This window comes from Pseudomonas sp. (assembly GCF_050739995.1).
Lineage (GTDB): Bacteria > Pseudomonadota > Gammaproteobacteria > Pseudomonadales > Pseudomonadaceae > Aquipseudomonas.
On sequence record NZ_JBOICG010000184.1, the window covers coordinates 1 to 5,856 of the forward strand.

5 protein-coding genes are annotated in these 5,856 nt (G+C 60.8%); all 5 read left to right on the top strand.

The window, feature by feature from the left end; all coding sequences use genetic code 11:
- The first annotated feature begins 69 nt into the window (after positions 1 to 69).
- Positions 70 to 1,128, top strand: a complete 1,059-nt coding sequence (locus ACRESD_RS06480; RefSeq protein WP_431750170.1) for a FecCD family ABC transporter permease — start codon at positions 70 to 72, stop codon at positions 1,126 to 1,128.
- Positions 1,125 to 1,910, top strand: a complete 786-nt coding sequence (locus ACRESD_RS06485; protein ID WP_431750171.1) for an ABC transporter ATP-binding protein — start codon at positions 1,125 to 1,127, stop codon at positions 1,908 to 1,910. The genes ACRESD_RS06480 and ACRESD_RS06485 overlap by 4 nt, the downstream gene beginning before the upstream one ends.
- Before the next feature lie 105 nt (positions 1,911 to 2,015).
- On the top strand, positions 2,016 to 2,660 hold the full coding sequence (locus tag ACRESD_RS06490; protein WP_431750172.1) for a glutathione binding-like protein: 645 nt from the start codon (positions 2,016 to 2,018) through the stop codon (positions 2,658 to 2,660).
- 227 nt (positions 2,661 to 2,887) lie between these two features.
- Positions 2,888 to 5,329: a penicillin acylase family protein gene (locus ACRESD_RS06495; protein ID WP_431750173.1), complete on the top strand. Its 2,442-nt coding sequence runs from the start codon at positions 2,888 to 2,890 to the stop codon at positions 5,327 to 5,329.
- 341 nt (positions 5,330 to 5,670) lie between these two features.
- Positions 5,671 to 5,856: transporter substrate-binding domain-containing protein (locus ACRESD_RS06500; protein ID WP_431750174.1), on the top strand; the 186-nt coding region annotated here is incomplete at its 3' end.

Here is a 5,856-nt window from a genome sequence, read left to right on the forward strand (position 1 = left end):
CACCGCATTCGCGAGCAAGCCCGCTCCCACATTTGGACTTTCATCGTGTTCAAAAATTGTGAGAGCCAAATGACCACTCAACCCCTCGACCTCACCAGCGCCACCCACGGCTATCGCCGACTTCTGGCGCGGCGTGCCTGGCTGCTGACGTTGCTCGGTACGGCGCTGGCCTGCGCGATTCTGGTGGACCTGGCGAGCGGTCCGTCGGGCATGGGCCTGCTGGCCCTGCTTGATGGCATCCTGCACCCTTCCCACTTGAGCGCCACCGACCAAGTGATCATCTGGAACGTGCGCCTGCCCTACACACTGATGGCGGTGCTGGTGGGCTGCGCGTTGTCCCTGGCCGGGGCCGAGATGCAGGCGATCTTGAATAACCCGCTGGCCAGCCCGTTTACCCTGGGCGTGTCTTCGGCGGCGGCCTTGGGTGCCTCGCTGGTCATCGTGTTTCCAGTGACCACGCTGTGGGTGTCGGCCAACACGGCGGTTTCCATCTCGGCGTTTATCTTCGCCGCCGCCTCGGTATTTTTGCTGCAAGCCATGTCACGCTTGCGCGGTGCCGGGGTGGAAAGCCTGGTGCTGTTCGGCATCGCATTGGTGTTCAGTTGCAACGCAGTGGTGGCGTTGCTGCAGTTGGTCGCCACCGAAGACGTGCTGCAACAACTGGTGTTCTGGACCCTGGGCAGCGTAACCCGGGCCAACTGGGACAAGCTCGGCATCCTGGCCCTGGTGGTCGCGGTGGTGCTGCCGTTCTCCTTCGCCGCCGCCCCGCGCCTGACCCTACTGCGCATGGGGGAAGACCGCGCGCAAAGCTTCGGGGTGGACGTGAAGCGCCTGCGGTTTTTCTCGCTGTTGCGTATCAGCCTGCTGTCGGCCACCGCCGTGGCATTTGTAGGCACCATCGGATTTATCGGCTTGGTCGGTCCGCATATCGCACGGATTCTGGTGGGCGAAGACCAACGCTTCCTGCTGCCCGCCAGCGCCTTGACCGGCGCCTTATTGCTGTCGCTGTCATCGATTGCCAGCAAATGGATCATGCCCGGCGTGATTGTGCCGGTGGGCATCGTCACCGCTCTGGTGGGCGTGCCGATTTTCGTGGGGTTGGTGTTCAAACGCGGGAGGCAGTTATGAGTGAAGGGTTAACCGTACACCACGCCAATGTCAGCTATGGGCGTCGGCAGATTGTGCATGACCTGAGCTTGCCCTCCCTGCCCCACGGCAGCCTGACCGCCTTGATCGGCCCCAACGGGGCGGGTAAATCCACGTTGTTGCGTGCCGTGGCCGGGCTGGAAAAGATGCAGGGGGTTGTGCGTTTGGGCGACCTCGACTTGTCGGCCATGTCCGTGGCCGAGCGTGCCCGGCGCGTAACTTACATGCCACAAAACCTGCCACCGGGCCTGAACCTCAGCGTGATGGAAAGCGTGATCGCCGCGCTGCGCGTGGCCAATGTGGAGGGCATTCCCTTGAGCAGTGAAGCCTGCCTGCGTGAAGCCTTCGAGGCGTTGCGGCGCATCGGCATCACGCATTTGGCCGATCAACTATTGAGCACCTTATCCGGCGGCCAACGCCAACTGGTCAGCCTCGCCCAACTCATCGCCCGCCGCCCCCAGGTCATGCTGCTGGACGAACCCACCAGCGCCCTCGACCTCAATTACCAATTGAAAGTCATGGACTGCGTACGTGGACTGGTGCGCCAACATCAACTGATTGCGGTGGTGGTGCTACACGACATCAACCTCGCCGCGCGTTTCGCCGACCATATCGCCGTGCTACGCCAGGGGCGCTTGTATGCCAGCGGTGCAGCGGACAAGGTGTTGGACCCGCTGATGTTTGCCGAGGTGTACGGCGTGCAGGCGCGCATCGAAAGGTGTTCACAGCAATCGTTGCAGGTCTTGGTGGACAGTGCGGTGTGAAAAACGTCTAAGGGTATGCGCAAATGTTTCATTGAATTTTCGTACACCAAACATCACCTATACCTACAGGCATTCGCTCAAGCATCACCCTTTTTGGAGAGCTTCATGATCGACCTGTACTACTGGACTACCCCCAACGGTCACAAAGTATCGCTGTTCCTGGAAGAAGCCGGCCTGCCCTACAAGGTGCACCCGATCAACATCGGCCAGGGTGAGCAGTTCCAGCCGGACTTCCTGAAGATCGCTCCCAACAATCGCATCCCGGCCATCGTCGATCACCACCCGACAGACGGTGGCGCACCGATTTCGCTGTTCGAATCGGGCGCCATCCTGCTGTACCTCGCGGAAAAAACCGGCCAGTTCATCCCAAAGGACCTGCGTGGTCGCCAGGAAGCGTTGCAGTGGCTGTTCTGGCAAATGGGCGGGCTGGGGCCGATGGCCGGGCAAAATCATCACTTCAGCCAGTTCGCGCCGGAGAAGATTCCTTATGCGATCAAGCGCTATGTCGATGAAACCGCCCGTCTTTACGGCGTTCTGGACCGGCGCCTGGCCGACCGCGCCTTTGTGGCGGGTGAGGACTACAGCATTGCCGATATGGCGATCTATCCGTGGATTGCTTCCTATAAGCGCCAGAGTCAGCGCCTGGAAGACTTCCCCCATGTGCAGCGCTGGTTCAACAGCATTGAGCAGCGACCAGCGACGGTTCGGGCCTATGAGTTGGTGCAGAAAGTGAATCCGCCCAAGTCCTGATTCAAAGCCGTGCACAGTCTAAATGTGGGAGGGGGCTTGCCCCCGATAGCGGTGGATCAGTCACACATTTATTGACTGACAGCCCGCTATCGGGGGAAAGCCCCCTCCCACATTAGTTTTACGCAAGTTTCAAGATCTGATGCTTAACCCAAACTCCCGCTTGCGTCGTTTCGCCGCGCTCACTAACGTAGCGCCTTTACTGACGCTACCCCCGCAGGAGCTTTGCCATGGCCTCGCCAGCCCTCTCACATTTTCTTCCCCGGTTCGGCGTTGCCGCGGCAGTGGCCAGTGCATTAAGCCTGGCCGGTTGCCAGCTCCAGAGCACCCAGGACACCCTGCCCCCAACTGCCGGTGTGCAGCCGATCAAAGGCCTCGCGCAGAATGTGTCGGTACGCCGCAATGCCCAAGGCATGCCGTTGATCGAAAGCAACACCTTCCATGACGCGCTGTTCAGTCTCGGTTATGTGCACGCCGGTGACCGCATCACGCAGATGGTCACCTTGCGTCTGCTGGCCCAGGGTCGCCTGGCGGAGATGTCTGGTCCTGACGTGCTGGATGTCGACCGCTTCATGCGGGCGGTCAACCTGAAAAAAAGCGCCGGTGAGTTGTACAACGCTTCGTCGCCGCGCCTGAAGCGCTTCTTCGAAGTGTATGCCCGCGGCGTCAACGCCTACCTGTTCCGCTACCGCGACAAGCTGCCGCCGGACCTGGCCCAGACCGGCTACAAGCCTGAGTACTGGAAGCCGGAAGATTCGGCGCTGCTGTTCTGCCTGCTGAATTTCAGCGAGTCAAGCAACCTGCAGGAAGAACTGTCGTCCCTGGTGCTGGCGCAAAAAGTCGGCGTCGACAAGCTCGCCTGGCTCACCCCAAGCGCGCCGGACGAGGCGATTCCGACGGCGGAAACCGAGAAACTCAAGGGCCTGAACCTAAGCCAGATCACCGGTCTCGCCGGACTGGACGCGGCCAGCCAACAACTGAGCAGCCTGAACGCGCTGGCCATCACCACATCCAACAACTGGGCCATTGGCCCGCAACGTAGTCGCAGCGGCAAAAGCCTGCTGGCAGGCGACTTGGCCGCCCAACCCCAGGCGCCATCGCCGTGGAGCTACGTGCAGATCCGCGCACCGAAGTACCAGGCTGTCGGCGCCTCGATTGCAGGCCTGCCGACGCTGCTGTCCGGCTTCAACGGCAAAGTCGCGTGGAGCATGAGCGCGGTGAAAGGCGATACCCAGGACCTGTTCCTGGAGAAGGTCAAACGCCAAGGCAGCGCGTTGTACTACGAGAACAATGGCAAATGGCTGCCCGCCGTCGTGCGCAACGAAACCTTCTTCGCCAAGGGGCAACGGCCAATTCGCGAAGCGGTGTATGAAACCCGCCACGGCGCCTTGCTCAACAGCAGCCAGGCGCTGACCAGCGGTTTCGGCCTGGCCTTGCAAACCGCCGACTTCAAGGACGACAAAAGCCTGGACGCGTTCTTCGACCTGTCCCGCGCACAAAACGCCGGCAAGGCCTCGGACGCCACCCGGGAAATCCGTGCCATTGCGCTGAACATGATCTTCGCCGACGCCAGCAATATCGGCTGGCAAGTCACCGGCCGCTTCCCCAATCGTCGTGAAGGCGAAGGCCTGCTGCCCTCGCCGGGTTGGGACGCGCGCTTCGACTGGGACGGCTACGCCGACGCGATGCTGCATCCCTATGATCAGGACCCGCCCCAGGGCTGGATCGGCACCGCCAACCAGCGCACCGCGCCACGTGGCTATGGCATGCAGCTGTCCAACTCCTGGGATGCCCCGGAGCGCAGCGAGCGCCTGGCGCAACTGGCCAATGCCGGCAAACATGACAGCCGCAGCATGATCGCCATGCAATACGACCAGACCACCACCTTTGCCGCCAAGCTCAAGACCATGTTCCAGGCACCGGGCATGGCCCAGCCGCTGAAGCAGGCGATTGATGCATTGCCGGCGGCCGAGCAGGCCAAGGCTCGTGAGGCGCTGAGTCGCTTGATGGCCTTTGATGGTCGCCTGACAACCACGTCCGCTGACGCCGCGATTTACGAACTGTTCCTGCAGGAAAGCGCCAAGCAGATCTTCCTCGACAAGCTCGGCCCGCAAAACAGTGCCACTTGGAAAGCCTTTGTCAGCAATGCCGGACTGTCTTACTCCGCCACCGCCGACCACCTGCTGGGCCGCGAGGACAGCCCGTTCTGGGATGACACGCGCACGCCGCAAAAAGAAGACAAGCCAGCGATCCTCGCCCGCAGCCTCGCGGCCGCGATCAGCGCCGGCGACAGCCTGTTAGGGGGCGATCACAAAGCCTGGCAATGGGGCAAACTGCACAGCACCACCTGGAAAAACACGAATGGCCAGGTGATTCGCGGCCCGTTTGCCAGCGGCGGCGACCACAACACCTTGAATCCGGCGCCGTACAGCTGGGGGCAGGACTTCAACACCACCCAGATCCCGGCGCTGCGCATGATCGTCGACTTCGGCCAAGCTGAACCAATGATGGGCCAAGGCGGCATCGGCCAGTCCGGCAACCCGGCCAGCCCCAACTATGCGAATGGCATCGAACCGTCGCTCAAGGCGCAATACCTGAGCTTTCCGATGCAGCCACAGAACTTTGACAAGGCGTATGGAAAAACCAGACTGACCCTGACGCCTGGCAAGTAACCCGGTTTCCCCTGAAGAAACCGGATCAAAATGTGGGAGCTGGCTTGCCTGCGATAAGGCCGTGTCAGTCACGCTTAAAGTGACTGGTGCACCGCTATCGCAGGCAAGCCAGCTCCCACATTGCAATCAGCACAGCTCCAAAGTGGTGCACTCACTTTTTGATGCCCATTTCTGGGCATCTCCTACACTCAGAACTCCCTTAGCCCACCTTTTGAAACACTCATTCGGAACCACATTCGGAACTATGGTGCAGAAATTGCTACTTGTGATCCGTCTGACACCGTTCAGTAACAGTCATCAACGCGCCACAAGCGCTTATCTTGGTTTCCAGGGAATACATAATGAAAAAAGCATTGCTGACCCTTTCTGCACTGGCTCTGTGCATGGCTGCAGGTACCGCACTGGCCAAGGAATACAAGGAATTGCGTTTTGGTGTCGATCCGTCCTACGCACCGTTCGAATCCAAGGCCGCCGATGGCAGCCTGGTGGGCTTCGATATCGACCTGGGCAATGCGATCTGCGCCGAG